A 15,149-nucleotide genomic window follows, 5' to 3' on the forward strand; every position below is an offset into this window, starting at 1 on the left:
GGGGCTTAAAGGCGCCCAGACCTGCCGTCTTGAACGAAAGTGATCAGCGCGCGCGATACTGCCCCGGCGTCAGGCCGGTACGCGCCTTGAAGTGCCGGGTGAAATGCGCCTGGTCGGCAAAGCCGCATTCGAGCGCGATCTCGGCCGGCTGGCCGCCCTCCCGCAAGCGCCGCCGCGCCGCGCGGATGCGGATGTCGGTGAGGAAGGAATGCGGGGTGATGTGGAACTCCTTGCGGAAGGCGCGGATGAGATGCGCCCGGCTGAGACCCGCGACCGTTGCCAACTCCTCCAGCCCCACATCGGAGGCGAAATTTTCGATCAGGTAATCGCGGGCCTGGCGCACCGCCGTGCGCTCCGCGGTCTCGGCCGGCACGATGATCGAACTGCCGTGGCGGCGGAACATCGCGTCAAGCACAAGGAACATCGCCTGACTGGTTTCGAGAGCGCCCGCCCCTTCCTCGAGCGTCCGGTGCGCCTCGTGAAACGCGTCGGCGAGCGCCTGGTCGTGAAGGATCTGCCTGCCGAAGGCCGGCGTGCCCTGGAAGGATTTGCCGGTGACGTCTTCGAGGATTTCGCGAAACAGCGCCATGTCCGGATAGATCATCCGGTAGCGATAACCGCCCTCGACGGGCGCGCCGTCGTGGATCTCGCCGGGATTGATGAGATAGAGATCGCCCGGCCCCGAGCTTTCGCGTAAGCCCCGGATCGTCGCGATCTGGGCGCCGCGCTCGATGGCGCCGATGCTGAACGTGTCGTGCGCGTGTGGCGCGAATTCATGGGTGAGGAATGTGGCGGACAGACATTCCATGCCCCCGAAACGGCTGTCGCGCCAGAAGCGGGTGGTTTCCGCCTGGGCGAGCGGCATGTAATCGGCTGCCTGTTCCTGCGAGACGTTCTGCATCGCGCGGATATAGCAGATTTCCGCGCCGGCCTCTTGAACAAAAGTGACCGCCTTCAGTCTTTCAGGCGATCTTGCGCGCCGCCACGCGACCCATCGGATGCAGCGAATGCACCTGGAAAGGAGCGCCCGGCTCTTCCTCGATGAACAGCGCCAGATTGGCGATCTCGACCGGCTTTTTCAGGTAGGGTTCGAAATAGTCGCGCAGCGCCAGATCGAAACGCGGCATCTCGACCGGCAGCAACGGGCCGGTCAGCGTCATGTGGAACCGGAACTCGTCCATCACGTAAGGATGGCCCCAGCGGTGCAGGTTGGCGAATTGCGGTGCAGACAGATTGCCCGGATCGTTGCGTTCCAGTTCTGCCTCGGTCAGCGGCGTGCGGAAATTGTCGAATTCCTGGACGACGGACGCGGCAAGAAACCGCATGGTGTCGCAGGGCACGACCGGCGCCAGGCCGAAAAAATTGCCGAGCCGCACGACTTCGAGCCTGGGCAGCTCGAACGGGCTGTGGGTTCCGGCAAACCGCATCAGGTGGCGCAGCAGCATCGATTCGGTAACGTCGGGCGCCAGCCGGAACGGCGCCTTCAGCGTCGCATGGAAACCGTAGCGGCGCGGCAGTGCGGTGTGGAAAGCGACCTCGTGAATGCCCATGCCGCGGATTGCCGGCGGCTCCGTCGCATCGCCCGAAAAGGCGTTGCGGCCAAGCCACTGGGCCGCGGCCAGCGTCAGCGGATCATGCGCCGGAGGCGTGAAATGAATGGCATAGCGCATGCGTCACCTTCTGAACGTCCTTTTCAGCAACCCCGTTGTTTTACGCATTGCTCAACAATCCCTGCGGTGGGGGTTAAGTGATTTGCGTGACAGAATAACGACGCGGAGGGCCGAAAACTCGCGTTTAACGCGAGGCGACCGCCAGATGATTGGCGAGCGTGAATGACGACGGAAGCCGCATTTCCCGGCCATTCACGGCATTGAGCGCCGCATCCGCCAACCTGTGCGCGATGCCGAAACTCACCTTGAAACCACCCGTGAGCGCAATCACTCGGGCGTGATCGGGATGCGGGCCGACCATCGGATCGCGGTCGATCGCCTTCGGCCTCAATCCCGCCCAGCGCTCGGCAACCGGGGCCTTGGCCAGGGCCGGCACCAGTGCCCGGGCACGCAAGATGAGGTCGTCGAGTTGGATATCGGTCGAGGACGGATCGTCGAACACATCCTCGCTGGTGCTGCCGACCGCCACATGGCCACCCTCGTGAGCGACCACATAAAGACCGTTCAGGAAGATCACCGGCAGGGCGGGGTCGATATCGGCCTTCAGCAGGGCCGCCTGTCCCTTGACCGGCTGGCCGATGAGACGCGGATAGGGTGGCGAAATCCCTTCAAGCAGCGGGAAGGATCGGTGGCCGGCCGAGACGATGCAGTGCCCGAACGCGACGCTTTCGCCCCCGCGGAATATAATCCTATTCGATACCGGGTCGATCGTCTCCGCCTCGATCCCCTCGACGACCTGCACATGGCCCGCGGATCGAAGGAAGGCGGCAAGCGCCGAAACTAGGCCGCGCGGCGATACGCGCGCCGCAAAGGTGTCGTGGACGAGGCCGGCCGCGGCAAAGGAGGCATCCGGCCACCCCTTCTGCGGGGGGCGGTCGAGCACATGCCAGTGGAAACGCCGCTCGCCGCGCCGCCAGCACGCTTCGGCATCGGCCGAATGGCCGAGCGCGATCTTTCGCAGATGCGGCTTCGGCAGCGGGATCAGCCGGCCGGACCGGCGGTAGCCGCAGGCCATCCCGGTCTCGGCCTCAAGCTCGGCGATCTCGTCTTCCAGCGACAGGAGCGCATCGAACTGGAACTGTTTCTTGTCGTTCCATTTGTCCGGCATGTGCGGCATCAGGGCGCCGAGCAGCCCGCCGCTCGCCCCCTGCCCCAGCGGGCCGGCATCGACAAGCAGGGTGCGGATACCCAGACGCTCGGCCTTGACCGCCGCCCACAGGCCCATGACGCCGCCACCGACGATGACGAGATCCGCGGATGACGGAAGGACATGAGATTGACCGCCGAAGCCGGCAGGATTATCCGCATGTCCCATGAGTGATCGTCATCCTGAAGTTCGTGCGACCGACAGCCAGAATCCCGATGCCCAGGCCCTGGATTGGCATGAGGGCGATATGCCCTATTCCCAGAAATTTGGCGATCACTTTTATTGCCGCACCGACGGGCGGCTGGAATGCGGCCACACGTTCCTGGCCGGCAACGGCCTGCCGGAGCGCTGGGAAGGGCGTCAGAATTTCCGGATAGGCGAACTCGGCTTCGGCACCGGCCTGAATTTCTGCGAGACCTGGCGGCAATGGAAGCTTTTCCGCGCCCCCGGCGCAAAGCTGCATTTCACCTCGTTCGAGCTCTATCCGATGCAGCGCGACGAGATCGATCGGGCGCTTGCCCGCTGGCCGGAGATCGACGCGGAACGGCAGGCGCTGGTCGGGGCATGGCCTGACGGGCCTGCCGGCCATGTGGTGATCGAGGCCGATACCCAGACCCGGCTCACCGTCGTCTGCGGCCCGGCGCTCGAAGGCGTTTCCCTGGCCGAGGCGGATTTCGACGCCTGGTTCCTCGACGGCTTTGCGCCGTCCCGCAATCCCGACATGTGGTCGCCCGAAATCATGCAGGCGATCCACGGCAGGACCTTGCCCGGCGGCACGTTCGGCACCTATGCCGCCGCCGGCTTCGTACGGCGAAACCTTCAGGCGGCCGGCTTCGTCGTGGAGCGGCGTCCAGGTTTTGCGGGCAAGCGCGAGATGTTGTGCGGCATCAAGCCGGCATCCTGAAACGGTCACCCGGCGCAAAAGGGGGCACCCGACGCAGAACAGCCGGCCTGACGACCGGCTGCCATCCATCGGGTCACGCGGCGGCCTATTGGCAGACGCGCAGGCTTTCCATGTGCCAGCCGCCGTCATAGGCGTTGCGCACGCGGCGGTCCTCGTACCAGCAGCGCGGCCGGGGCGGCGGTGGCGGGTCGATGTAGCGCGGCCCGCCGTCATTGGCGATTGCGCCGCCGATCAGGCCGCCGATGACGCCTGCGGCCAGGCCGCCGGCGATCACCGCACCGGTATTGTTGTGATGTCTGCGCGGCGGAGGCCCACGGCGGTCGTATCGGTCATATCTGTCATATCGGTCGTAGTGTCTGTCCCACTGCTGGGCCGCCGCTTCGCCGGCCGGCAACACGATGCTGGTGCAGGTAGCGGCCAGGATCAGCGCCGAGACAATCATCTTCTTCATCGCAAGCGTCTCCGTTTCCACCGAGTCGCGCTCTAAAGCGGCAGGAAGGGGCTCGGTATTCGCGGACAATGCACGTCCCGTGCTTAATGGTTCCTGAACGGAAAACCGATCGCACCGACGTGCGATCGCCGGATCGGCGCATCGGCAGGTTCGACCCGGCACAATTGACGCGCGAAAAATGCCAAAAACCTGCTTCCAGTTATGAAAACTGGGCTAGTCCGAATTTCTCGCCCCTCATTCTTGGTCCTTCCTCTCAGCCCGGCACCTTCATACTTTTGCGGGAAGCTGCTGTCGGCATACACGGATTTAGGGCATTAGATGAACCTCATGGACTTCCAACCCCTGCACGTCATTGGCGGCCAGTACGCGGTATCGTGCGACCCCGGTGTCGTGCTGATGACCGTCCTCGGCTCCTGCGTCTCGGCCTGCATCTACGATCCTCTCGTTGCCATCGGGGGACTGAACCATTTCCTCCTGCCGACATGCGGCGGACAGGAGACCGTCGACCGCCCGGAACGGTATGGCGAGCCGGCCATGCGCGCGCTGGTCGACGATCTTTATAGCCTCGGCGCGGAACGCCGAAATCTTCGCGCCAAGCTGTTCGGCGGCCGCTCGCGCAAATCGAGCGGCTACGATCCGGGATCTCTCAATGCGGCCTTCGCAAGGCGCTTTCTTCTGGAGGAAGGCATCAAGCTTGTCGATGCCAGCCTGGGCGACGACCTGGCGCGCTGGATCGCCTTTCACCCGACGACGGGCAGAGTGCAGATGAGGATCACGGCCGACACCCTCCCGGCCCCATCGATTTCCGGCCTCTCGCTTTCCGGCCCTTCGCTTTCCAGCCCCTCGCTTTCCGGCATGCCGTGGGCGGCATCGCGGGAAAGGCGATACTGACGGGGCCTTGCCGGCTTAATTCGAGGCGGAACTCACGATAGCGCCGCCGAGCCAGTTGCGGATCTTGGCCTCGAGCGCCTCGGGACTGATCGGCTTCGAAAGATAATCGTCCATGCCGACCTGGAAGCAGAGCTCGCGGTCACTTTCGAGCGCATGCGCCGTGACGCCGATGATCGGTGTATGGGTGCCCGTTTCCTGTTCGAGCTCGCGGATCTTCTGGGTCGCCTGATGCCCGTTCATGACCGGCATCGAGACGTCCATGATGATCACGGCCGGATCGTGCTTCTTCCACGCCTCGACGGCTTCCGCGCCGTTCTTGACGATCTGGAACAGCCAGCCGGTTGTCTGCAGAATCTGGGTGAAGACGATCTGGTTGACCTCGTTGTCCTCGGCCACCAGCACGTCGAGCGTCGGTGCGGCCTGCATGGGAGGCGTGGAGACCGGGGCTGCCGGTTCCTCGGCGATTACCGGGACGGAACTCGACGGCGCGGCGACGGCGGCCGGAGCCACGGCCTGGACCACTGGCTGCGCCTGCGGCCGGGCCGCCGCCTGCTCCGCCTCGATTGCCCGCCGCCTGGTGCGGATCGAACGGACGACATCGATGATCGTGCTGCGCAACAGGTTGGCGCGCGCCGGCTTCATCAGATGCGCCTGGATGTTGAGGGCGGCGAACATGCTGTCGTCGCCGGCCATGTCCATCGACGTGAGGAAAACCACGCCGGTACCGTCGAAGCGCGGGTCGCGCCTGAGGTGTCTTGCGAAATCGAGCCCGTTCATCTCCGGCATGTGGTAGTCGAGTACGATCGCATCGACGAAAACGCCGATACGGGCCGCCTCGGTGAGGATCGCCAGTCCCTCGGCGCCGCTCTCGGCCGCCACCGTGTCGAAACCCCACATGCTGAGCTGTTCGGTGAGGATGCGGCGGTTCACGGCATTGTCGTCGACGACGAGGATGCGCGCGCCGCTCGTGTTGATCGGCAGGGCCGTCAGGATATTGCGTTCGCTGACCACCTGGAACGGCAGGTGGACGGTGAAGACCGAACCGCGTCCGACTTCGCTCGTCACGTCGATATGACCGCCGAACAGCTCGGTCAGGCCCGCGGTGATCGCAAGCCCGAGCCCGGTGCCCTCGTGCCGGCGCGTCGAGGACGTATCGACCTGCGAGAATTTTTCGAACACGGATTTCAGCTTCTCTTCGGGAATGCCGAGCCCGGTATCCTCGATGCGGATCGACAGCATCATCTCGCGGGGGCCTTTCGCCTCCGACCTCAGATCGATGAAGACATGTCCCTTTTCGGTGAATTTCACCGCATTGCCGACGAGATTGGTGATGATCTGGCGGAAACGGCCGGCATCGCCCATCACCGTCTCGCGGACCGAGGCGTCGCCGCGCACGATCAGCTCGATATCCTTTTCGGCGGCCGAGGAGGACAGAAGCGTCGCCACGTCCTCGATCGCCTCGACCGGATCGAACGGCGCCTTGCGCAGCTTCATCTGGCCGGCATCGATCTTGGAGAAGTCGAGGATGTCGTTGATGATCGTCAAGAGCGCGTTGCCCGACTTGACGATGATGTCGATGAAGGTCTTCTGGCGGGTGTCGAGATTGGACTTGGCAAGCAGTTCGGCCATGCCGAGCACGCCGTTCATCGGGGTGCGGATCTCATGGCTCATATTGGCGAGGAATTCCGACTTAGCCCGGTCGGCGGCCTCGGCGCGCTGCAGGAGACGGGTCAGCTCCTCCTCACGGCTCTTCATCTCGGTGACGTCGGTGAAGACCGCCAGCCAATGGTCGCTGCCAGTCAGCTTGGCCTCGACATGGATCCACTTGGCGCCCTCGATGCGGAAGGCGGCGAATACCGGCTTGCCGGCAGCGACGTTATCCTCCCAGGCTTTGAGCGTCGCCACCGCCTCCTCGGGCGTGCCGAGATCGCCGCGCCTTGCGCAATAGCGGAAGAGATCGCGCCACAGGCATCCGGCGCCCACCATCTCGGCCGGCATGTCGAGCATGGCCGGCAGCGCGTCGTTGGAGAAGATGATCTCGCCGTCATGCAGGATGAGCAGGCCTTGCGACATGGCGCTCGTCGCGTCGCGCATCAGCGCGCCATGGGCTTCCAGCGCCGCGCGGGCTTCCTGGATCTCCTGCTCGCGCTTGCGCACGGCGGTGATGTCCATGTAGCTCAGCAGGATCTTTCCGCCGGAAAGCTGGGTGCCGGAAATCACGATCACCAGGCCGTTGCGGCTTTTCACCTCGATCGGCGGCCGTTCCTGGCCGTCGGTCAGGGCGGCGATGCGCTCCTGGTAGATCTCCTCGAAGCTGCGCGTCGAGCCGCTGTAGATGCCGTGGTCGAAATTGACTTTCAGAAAATCCCGGTAGGAACGCCCCGGCAGCTCGAACTGCTCTCCGGCATCCCAGAAGGCATAGAAGGCCGGGTTGGCGTATTCGAACAGGAACTGCGCGTCGAGGATCGCCACGCCGACAGGCATGGCGTGCAGGATCGTCTGCAGATCCTTGCCCATCTTCTCCGCCTTGTTCTGCGCCTCCTTGATGAGGGAGACGTCCATGCGCGAACCGACGAGATTGTGCGCGCCGTCATTGGTGGTCACCCGGCGCAGATGCGTGATGACCGGCACGACCGATCCGTCGGGGAAGGTGATGTCCTCCGACTTCTCGATATCCTCGCCCATCATCACGCGGTCGTTTTCGAGACGGAAACGATCGGCCGCGCCGGGGAACATTTCCGTCTCGGTCTTGCCGAGGAAATGGGTCCTGGGCTTGCCGAGCATCGCCTCGTAGGCGGCGTTGGCATAGGTGAGCTGGCGGTCGCTGTTGCGCACGAACACCGGCACCGGCAGGTCTTCGAGCACGGCGCGAAACAGGTCCGTTTCCGAGACATGGGCGCGCAGGAGCATTTCCTGCTCCTTGAATTCCGTCACGTCGTGGCGGATGGCGATCAGCAGGCCGTTTTCGAGGCGTTTGTTGATGCTGCGCAGCCAGCGCCCGTCCGAAAGCTGGTCGGTGCTTTCCGAATAGGGAAGGTCGAACGGCTTCATTCGCTCGGCAATCCATGCCTCCTTGTCAGGAGCATCGGGGCCGAAACTCGCCGGTGACACCCGGTGACGGCGATCGTAGGCGAATCCGAGGATGTCCCTGAGCGTGATGCCCGGCTGGACGTCGATCGAGATCGACTCGAAATGGTTGATGAGCTGCGAGTTGCAGTAGAGCAGAACGTTATGCTTGTCGTAGATGCCGATACCCATTTCGAGCATGTCGAGGGCATCGTCGAGAAGGGCATTGTTGAACGGCGAAAACGGCGCGACGGGCCTTGCACTTCCGGTATGCGACCCGCCGGCGGGGACGACGGCGCGTACAGCAACCGCAGGCGGGGCAACGTCCTTGGGCTCGGAAACGGCGCCGATGCGCGGAATCGCTCCGAACGCGCCGAAAAGATAGGTATGGTCGTCTTCGGTCAGGAACCGCTCGATATTGATCTCGTGGCGAACCACGCCGGACCGGTCGAAACAGAGCGCCGTCTCGTCGGTGCCGAAAACGATCGCCCGGCATTCCTTTTCCTTGCGGTCGGCATCTTCCGGCGCCCCTGCAAGGCCACGGCTGGTATTGCCCGCGAAGTCGCTCGGATGCAGGCCGAAAAGGCGCGCATAGGCGGCGTTTACCGCCACGTAGTTGAGGGCGCTGTCCTTGATGAAGGCAGGTTCGGCGAGATCGTTGATCCGCGCGCATGCCGTTTTCAAGAGTTCGCTTTCGGTGTCCACCTTCCCCCGCTCCTTCGTGCCGGCCGATACCCGGCTCGATTCGTTTTTCCCCAATCGACTGATAACACCATAGCGGGTGTTAACATCGTGTTGTTGAAACAGTACGACTTGTCATTTCTGGCATTTGTCAATCATAGGCGCCGGCATTCGCCCGAGACCACAGCCTGAGGTCGAATGCCGACATTCTCAACTTCGTCCCTGCCGCGCCGTCTGCGGCTGACCGAAGCGCGATCGGAACACAAAATCCGAGACTTAGGCAGAAAGGGCGACGTCAAGTCTTTTCCGCATTGCCGCCACGATTTCGCCGCAATATCCATTAGCGATTGCTCAGACTTGACGAAAATCAACCGAAGGCGGCACCAAGCTGAATGTCCGTTCAGACTATTGGGAAATCGTCTTCATCAATCTGCCGCGTTTCGGCGCGACCATTTCTGCACCCCTTGAGGACAAAAAGGGAAAGGAAAAAACATGTCGGCATTGAGAAAGACGATATCACTTGGCCTCGTCGCACTGTCCGTAGCGGGCGCCCTGACGGTGACCGCTCCGGCGGCTGAAGCCCGCGACCGCCACCATCGCAACGTCTGGCCGGGCGTGGCCGCAGGCCTTGCCGGCGGCATCATCGGCGGCGCGATCATCGCCGGATCGCAGCGGCCCGCCTATGCCGAGCCCGAATATGTGGAGCCGGAATACGACTACGCTCCCCCGCCCCCGCCGCCGGTTTATTACCGCCGCGCCTATTATCGCGACTATCCGCCGGTCTGCGAACTCGAATGGCGCCGCAACCGTTATGGCGAGCCCTATCGCGTCGAGGTCTGCTCGCGCTGATCGGGGATCCGAAAAATGAAATCGAGCCCGCTTCCGCCACCGGCGGAGGCGGGCTCTTTGCATTTGAAATCGCCTTCGGGCGCTGTTTCGGACCGCGCCCGAAGGCCGCTCCATTTCGCGATTGCGAAACATCTGCTTGACTTTTGCCCGGAAAACCACCAAATGCGCCTCAGCTTTCACCTTCCGGCCGCCGCGTGAGTTGGCCCCGCGTCTTAAAGACAACCGCGAAGAAGGAACAAGGCGCAAAGATAGATCGCCCTCGATCCCGGAGGGTTTAAGCGCTGGAGAGCAATTTCCAACTTGCAAGTTCCCACTTCACGCGGGGTTCTTGACGCCAAAGGCAGACCGGACGGCATGGTGCCAGCCCGGCGATACGCTTTTGGCGCCCCGAAAAGGTATTCGACTTGACGAATTTCCATGAGCTTGGCCTCACCAAGCAGCTCGTAGCCACCCTGTTTGCGCTTGGTTACGAGACGCCCACCCCTATTCAGGCCCAGGCGATCCCCCAGCTTCTCGAAGGCCGCGACATGATCGGCCTCGCCCAGACCGGCACCGGCAAGACCGCCGCCTTCGGTCTCCCCCTGATCGAAATGCTCCTCAAGGAGCAGAAGCGCCCCGACAACCGCACCACCCGGACGCTTATCCTTGCGCCCACCCGCGAACTGGTCAACCAGATCGCCGTCAACCTGAAGAGCTATGTCCGCAACACGCCGCTGAAGATCAATGCGGTGGTCGGCGGCGCTTCGATCAACAAGCAGCAGCTGCAGCTTGAAAAAGGCACCGACATCCTCGTCGCGACCCCCGGCCGCCTGCTCGATCTCGTCGCCCGCCGCGCCATCGGCCTGACCACGGTCCGTTACCTGGTGCTCGACGAAGCCGACCAGATGCTCGACCTCGGCTTCATCCACGACCTGCGCAAGATTTCGAAAATGGTCCCGGCCCGCCGCCAGACCCTGCTCTTCTCGGCCACCATGCCGAAGGCGATCGCCGATCTTGCCGCCGACTTCCTGAAGGATCCGGTCCAGGTCTCCGTCACGCCTCCGGGCAAGGCCGCCGACAAGGTCGAACAGTTCGTCCATTTCGTCGCCGGCAAGAACGACAAGACCGATCTTCTCAAGAAGTCGCTCGAAGAGAACCCGGATGGCCGCGCCATGGTTTTCCTGCGTACCAAGCACGGCGCCGAGAAGCTTTCCAAGCATCTCGAGCATATCGGCTTCAAGGTCGCCTCGATCCACGGCAACAAGAGCCAGGGCCAGCGCGAACGCGCCCTCAAGGCCTTCCGTGACAACGAGATCCGCGTTCTGGTGGCGACCGACGTCGCTGCCCGCGGCATCGATATTCCCGGCGTCACGCATGTCTTCAACTACGACCTGCCGGAAGTGCCGGACGCCTACGTGCACCGTATCGGCCGTACCGCGCGTGCCGGCCGCGACGGCATCGCCATCGCCTTCTGCGCCACGGACGAAACCGGCCTGCTGCGCGATATCGAGAAGCTGATGGGCATCGAGATCACCACCGCATCCGGCCAGCGTCCGGAAGGCATGGGCCGTCCGTCGCGTGGCGGCGGCAACAACCGCGGCGGCGCAAATCGCGGCCGTGGCGGCAATGGCCAGGGTCGCGGTCATGGCGGCGAAGGCCGTCCGCAGGGCGAAGGCCGTCCTGAGCGTCGCGAACGTCCGGCCCGCAAGCCGTTCTTCGCTGCCGACGGCGCCGAGGGTGGAGATCGTCCCGCACGCCCGGCCCGCCCGCACGGCGATCGCCCCCATGGTGACCGTCCGCAGCGCGACAACCGCCGCAATGACGATTTCCGCGGCCAGCGTCGCGGCGAGGAAGCCCCGCGCTTCGAAGCCGACAACGACCTGGCGACGACGTCGGATTTCCGCCCGGCCAAGAAGCAGTTCGGCCCCCAGGATGGGATGAAGAACGGCGAAGGCCGTCCGGCCCGCAACGACCACCGCAAGGGCAATGGTGCTCCGGCCGCCCACGCGGCACACGGCGCCCATGAACCGGGCGCCCAGCGCAAGGCGCATAACGGCGGCCAGGCCCGCCCGGCAAACGGTGACAACCGCGGCCCGGTGAAGTTCGGCAACGACAACCGCAACGGCGGCCAGCAGGGCCGCAAGCGCCGCCCGGCGTAAGCAGAGCCAACAACGGCGTAAGCACAACAAAACAAAGAGAAAGAGGCCGCTCACGCGGCCTCTTTTTTTGTCATTTGACCGCGGCGTTCCCTCCGTCGGCAAAGAGCGCCGACCCGGCCACGAAGCTCGCCATCGGGCTTGCCAGGAAAAGGGCCGCCCGGGCGATTTCCTCGGGCTGGGCGATACGCTTGAGGGCGTGCAGACCCGCCGCCCATTCCTTCTGTGCCGCATCGCCGGCCATAGGAGTGTCGGTGCCGCCGGGCAACAATGCATTGGCGCGTATGCCGCGCGCGCCGTAGTCGGCCGTAATCCCCTTCACCAGACCCATGATCCCGGCCTTGGATGCGCCATAGGTGCCCATGCCGGGAATGCCGACACTGGTGCCGACGAAGGTGGAGGTGAAGATGATCGATCCGCCGCCGCGTTCGACCATGGCCGGGATCTGCGAGCGAGCACCGAGGAAGGCGCTCGTGAGGTTGGCGGTCACGGTATCCTGCCACTCCTGTCGCGTCACCTCCCCGAGCGGCTTGTAGGGCCCGACCGTGCCGGCATTGTTGAGGGCAATGTCGAGACCGCCGAACCGGCCAAGCGCGGCGTCGAGCAATCTCCGGTGGGTCTCCTCGTCCGCGACATCGCCCGCCACGGCGACCGCATGGCCGCCGGCCGCCTCGATCTCGGAAACAAGCTTCAGCAGTTCTGCCTCGCCTCGCGCATTGGCAACGACAGCCGCGCCCTCCCGGGCGAAAAGAAGGGCGGCGGCGCGGCCGATGCCGCTGGATGCGCCGGTGACGATGGCAACCTTGTTGGTCAGCATGATGTAGCTCCTGTTGGGTTTACATCCGCTGTCTATGACTGCCCGGCTCCCGCCGACACCCGTTTCCTGACCGGGCGAAAAACGCCCTCAAGCCTTCCGGTTGACCATGTAGACGCCTGCGACCACGATCACCGTGCCGACGATCATCGGCCAGGTCAGCGGTTCGCCGAACAGGATGGCCGCCTCGATCGCCACGACCGGCGGCATCAGGTAGATGAGCGAGGCGGCACGCGACACCTGCCCGCGGCGGATGAGGTAGAGCAGCAGGCCGACAGCGCCCATCGACAGGCCGAAAACCGACCAGCCCATGGCGAAGACCGCCTCGTGGGTCCAGTCGAAGCGCAGGTTTTCAAGAGCGAGCGCCAGCGGGATCGTGACGGCCAGTGCGCCGACGAATTGCAGCGTCGCGATCGAGAACAGGTCGCCCTCCTGCAGGTGGCGCTTCTGATAGAGCGTGCCGTAGGTGACCGACGTCATGGCGACGAGGTTGATCAGCACCGGAACCGCAAGTCCGGCCAGCCCGCGTTCGAAGACGTCGAGAAGCTGCGGCGAGATCGCGAGTAGAATGCCGGCGAAGCCGAGCGCCAGGCCGACCTTCTGCAGGGGCTTGAGGCGCTCGCCGAGGAAAAGCGGCGCGACCAGGGCGGTCAGGAGCGGCTGCAGCCCGGCGATGATGCCGGAAAGGCCGGCCGGCACGCCCTGCCCGATCGCATACCAGACGCCGGCAAGGTAAAGCCCGTGCAGGAAAACGCCGGAGAACATCGCGTGCCCGATCTGGACACGGCTCCTCGGCCATTTCGCCCGGGTGATCAGGCAGACGACGAAAAAAGCCGCGGCGGCGAGCGCATGGCGCCCGGCCAGGAACGTCAGCGGATCGGCATGTTTCGCCGCATATTTCGCGACGATCCAGCCCGTGGACCAGAGGAGGACGAAGAGGGCCGGAGCCAGACGATCGAGCATGATGGCATTTCCGGCATCGCTGTTTCTAGGAGGAAACCGCCTGCTTATTGCCTGTCCGGGCATGCGTCAAAGCAGAAAAACTGATGGCTGCAATGAACGCCGCTTGAGAAAGGCGACGCGGTGCGATCGTTGCGCCGGAAGCGGATCCTGCCCCATCAGCCTTTGCCCCATGGCAGCCGACTCGCGCACCACGCTGAAACCATAATCGGTCATCTCCCGCTCATAGGCGTTGAGTGCGAGCGCAAGACCGACCTCGCCGCGCTCGACGGCGACGATCGCATGTCCGAGCAGCGCCGCGTCGCGCATGGCGACGTTTGCCCCTCGTCCGAGCGTCGGCGTCATCGCATGGATGGCATCCCCGAGAAGCGTCACGCGAAAAGTCTCCTGGAGATCGCATGGTACGCTCGTGTGCATCTCGATCGCGAAGAAGGAGGACGGATCTCCGTGGGCAAGGATAGTCCCGGCCGCCTCCGGCCAGTTATCCAGCATCCCGATCGAAAGCGCCTGAAGCTCCGGGCCGCCGGCCTCCCGCGGCATGGCACCGTCACCGGGGAAATATTCCCGGCGACCGCCGACGATGCAGACGACATAGTCCTCCTGGCTGGAAAGACCCGCCTGCGGAGCGATCCGGCCGGAGGCGACATCGGGACGGTTCGGGAAAACCACCGGCCCCAGTCCGAAGAACACCCGGCGATCGTCGGACGCGACAGTGAAGACGTCACCCAGAACCTGCCCGGGCAGCAGGTGACGAACCCGCTCGATCGGAATGCGGCCGTAGATGGCGCCCACTCCGGTATCCACGATCCGCGCCTCGGGAAGGCGTTGCCGCCGCACCGCGGAGCGTATCCCGTCGGCACCGACCAGAATGTCTCCCCGCGCGGTGCTGCCGTCGGAAAACACGGCGGTCACCCCTTCGGCATCCGTTTCATAACGCAGCATCCGGGCGCCGAAGCGGCAGACATCCTGCAGCCCGGTCAGGAGAATATGCCGCAAGGTGGTGCGATCGACATTGACATGCTGCGGATCGCCCTCCGCAAGCCAGTGCCGCGGCGCCCTGTCCGGGCCGCCACTCGGCATCCGCCGCAATTCCTTCAGGCCGGTATCGACGATCGTCGTGAACGGCAAGGGCCGCATCGCGGTCGCTTCGAACAGCCGGTAGAGATCGTCGGGCAGGACTTCCCTGAGGGCATTCACCCCATCCCGATCGATATGCAGGCGATAACCCTGCTGGCGGGCCCAGGGGCCGGCATCGCGTTCGAAGATTTCAACCTCGATATCGGCGCGACGCAGCATCTGAGCAAGGCAAAGCCCGCCGAGGCCGGCACCGACGACAATAACTTTCAGCTTAGGCATGGGACGCTCCTCTTCCGCCATCGGAAAAGGACGTACAGGATGTGCCCGCTCACCATGAGCGAACCCTTATACGAACGCAAAGCGCCACCCGGACTACCTACCGGGCCGTGACTTTCGCACGTCCGGGGTCTTTATGCGGAACAGCCGAAATTCTGTCAAGCAGCAGATTCGGCGGTTTCCCGGGCCCCGCCCCTCCCGCAAACAGCGGGCTGAATGGATGCCGGC

General features: G+C 64.3%; 12 protein-coding genes. 4 read left to right on the forward strand and 8 right to left on the reverse strand.

Going from position 1 to position 15,149, the window contains the following annotated elements; genetic code table 11:
- Positions 1-43: 43 nt before the first annotated feature.
- The 3 genes from J2X76_RS09355 to J2X76_RS09365 all read right to left on the reverse strand — a co-directional run bounded on the left by J2X76_RS09355 (position 44) and on the right by J2X76_RS09365 (position 2,985).
- A complete protein-coding gene (locus tag J2X76_RS09355) occupies positions 44-901 on the reverse strand; it encodes an AraC family transcriptional regulator (RefSeq protein WP_310215266.1) in 858 nt (285 codons plus the stop codon).
- A 61-nt stretch (positions 902-962) separates the two neighbouring features.
- Complete coding sequence (locus J2X76_RS09360; protein WP_113126628.1) at positions 963-1,670, reverse strand: DUF1045 domain-containing protein; 708 nt, start codon at positions 1,668-1,670, stop codon at positions 963-965.
- A gap of 124 nt (positions 1,671-1,794) precedes the next feature.
- Positions 1,795-2,985 (reverse strand): FAD-dependent oxidoreductase, encoded by a 1,191-nt coding sequence (locus tag J2X76_RS09365; RefSeq protein WP_310215268.1) that lies wholly within the window; start codon positions 2,983-2,985, stop codon positions 1,795-1,797.
- Between J2X76_RS09365 and mnmD the strand changes: the two genes are divergently transcribed.
- Positions 2,984-3,721: a tRNA (5-methylaminomethyl-2-thiouridine)(34)-methyltransferase MnmD gene (gene mnmD, locus J2X76_RS09370; protein ID WP_310215271.1), complete on the forward strand. Its 738-nt coding sequence runs from the start codon at positions 2,984-2,986 to the stop codon at positions 3,719-3,721. The two genes, J2X76_RS09365 and mnmD, sit on opposite strands and share 2 nt — an antisense overlap.
- A gap of 85 nt (positions 3,722-3,806) precedes the next feature.
- Here mnmD and J2X76_RS09375 read toward each other — a convergent pair whose 3' ends face one another.
- Positions 3,807-4,172 carry a hypothetical protein gene (locus J2X76_RS09375; protein ID WP_113126625.1) on the reverse strand — a complete coding sequence of 122 codons (366 nt, stop codon included), beginning with the start codon at positions 4,170-4,172 and terminating at the stop codon, positions 3,807-3,809.
- A 327-nt stretch (positions 4,173-4,499) separates the two neighbouring features.
- Here J2X76_RS09375 and J2X76_RS09380 point away from each other — a divergent pair, with 327 nt between their 5' ends.
- A complete protein-coding gene (locus J2X76_RS09380) occupies positions 4,500-5,063 on the forward strand; it encodes a chemotaxis protein CheD (RefSeq protein WP_162736507.1) in 564 nt (187 codons plus the stop codon).
- A gap of 15 nt (positions 5,064-5,078) precedes the next feature.
- On the opposite strand, the gene J2X76_RS09385 is transcribed toward J2X76_RS09380, so the two are convergent.
- Entirely contained in the window at positions 5,079-8,834 is a 3,756-nt protein-coding gene (locus J2X76_RS09385) for a response regulator (protein ID WP_310215276.1), read from the reverse strand.
- A gap of 468 nt (positions 8,835-9,302) precedes the next feature.
- On the opposite strand from J2X76_RS09385, the gene J2X76_RS09390 reads away from it, so the two are divergent.
- Entirely contained in the window at positions 9,303-9,659 is a 357-nt protein-coding gene (locus J2X76_RS09390; protein WP_113126623.1) for a hypothetical protein, read from the forward strand.
- A 404-nt stretch (positions 9,660-10,063) separates the two neighbouring features.
- On the forward strand, positions 10,064-11,797 hold the full coding sequence (locus tag J2X76_RS09395; RefSeq protein ID WP_113126621.1) for a DEAD/DEAH box helicase: 1,734 nt from the start codon (positions 10,064-10,066) through the stop codon (positions 11,795-11,797).
- Positions 11,798-11,867: 70 nt separating this feature from the next.
- On the opposite strand, the gene J2X76_RS09400 is transcribed toward J2X76_RS09395, so the two are convergent.
- The 3 genes from J2X76_RS09400 to J2X76_RS09410 form a co-directional block, all read right to left on the reverse strand.
- The gene (locus tag J2X76_RS09400) at positions 11,868-12,611 is read right to left on the reverse strand and encodes an SDR family oxidoreductase (protein WP_310215279.1); all 744 of its coding nucleotides are present in this window, start codon (positions 12,609-12,611) and stop codon (positions 11,868-11,870) included.
- Positions 12,612-12,698: 87 nt separating this feature from the next.
- Entirely contained in the window at positions 12,699-13,574 is an 876-nt protein-coding gene (locus J2X76_RS09405; RefSeq protein ID WP_310216511.1) for a DMT family transporter, read from the reverse strand.
- 63 nt (positions 13,575-13,637) lie between these two features.
- Positions 13,638-14,924, reverse strand: a complete 1,287-nt coding sequence (locus J2X76_RS09410; protein ID WP_310215282.1) for an NAD(P)/FAD-dependent oxidoreductase — start codon at positions 14,922-14,924, stop codon at positions 13,638-13,640.
- Between the last annotated feature and the right edge of the window lie 225 nt (positions 14,925-15,149).

The organism is Neorhizobium sp. 2083 (genome assembly GCF_031455615.1).
Classification (GTDB): Bacteria; Pseudomonadota; Alphaproteobacteria; order Rhizobiales; family Rhizobiaceae; genus Neorhizobium.

What these genes read in the sequence shown, in the direction of transcription:
- J2X76_RS09355 (WP_310215266.1), bottom strand. Translation starts at nt 901, where the DNA reads ATGCAGAACGTCTCGCAGGAACAGGCAGCCGATTACATGCCGCTCGCC.
- J2X76_RS09360 (WP_113126628.1), bottom strand. Translation starts at nt 1,670, where the DNA reads ATGCGCTATGCCATTCATTTCACGCCTCCGGCGCATGATCCGCTGACG.
- mnmD (WP_310215271.1), top strand. Translation starts at nt 2,984, where the DNA reads ATGAGTGATCGTCATCCTGAAGTTCGTGCGACCGACAGCCAGAATCCC.
- J2X76_RS09365 (WP_310215268.1), bottom strand. Translation starts at nt 2,985, where the DNA reads ATGGGACATGCGGATAATCCTGCCGGCTTCGGCGGTCAATCTCATGTC.
- J2X76_RS09375 (WP_113126625.1), bottom strand. Translation starts at nt 4,172, where the DNA reads ATGAAGAAGATGATTGTCTCGGCGCTGATCCTGGCCGCTACCTGCACC.
- J2X76_RS09380 (WP_162736507.1), top strand. Translation starts at nt 4,500, where the DNA reads ATGGACTTCCAACCCCTGCACGTCATTGGCGGCCAGTACGCGGTATCG.
- J2X76_RS09390 (WP_113126623.1), top strand. Translation starts at nt 9,303, where the DNA reads ATGTCGGCATTGAGAAAGACGATATCACTTGGCCTCGTCGCACTGTCC.
- J2X76_RS09400 (WP_310215279.1), bottom strand. Translation starts at nt 12,611, where the DNA reads ATGCTGACCAACAAGGTTGCCATCGTCACCGGCGCATCCAGCGGCATC.
- J2X76_RS09410 (WP_310215282.1), bottom strand. Translation starts at nt 14,924, where the DNA reads ATGCCTAAGCTGAAAGTTATTGTCGTCGGTGCCGGCCTCGGCGGGCTT.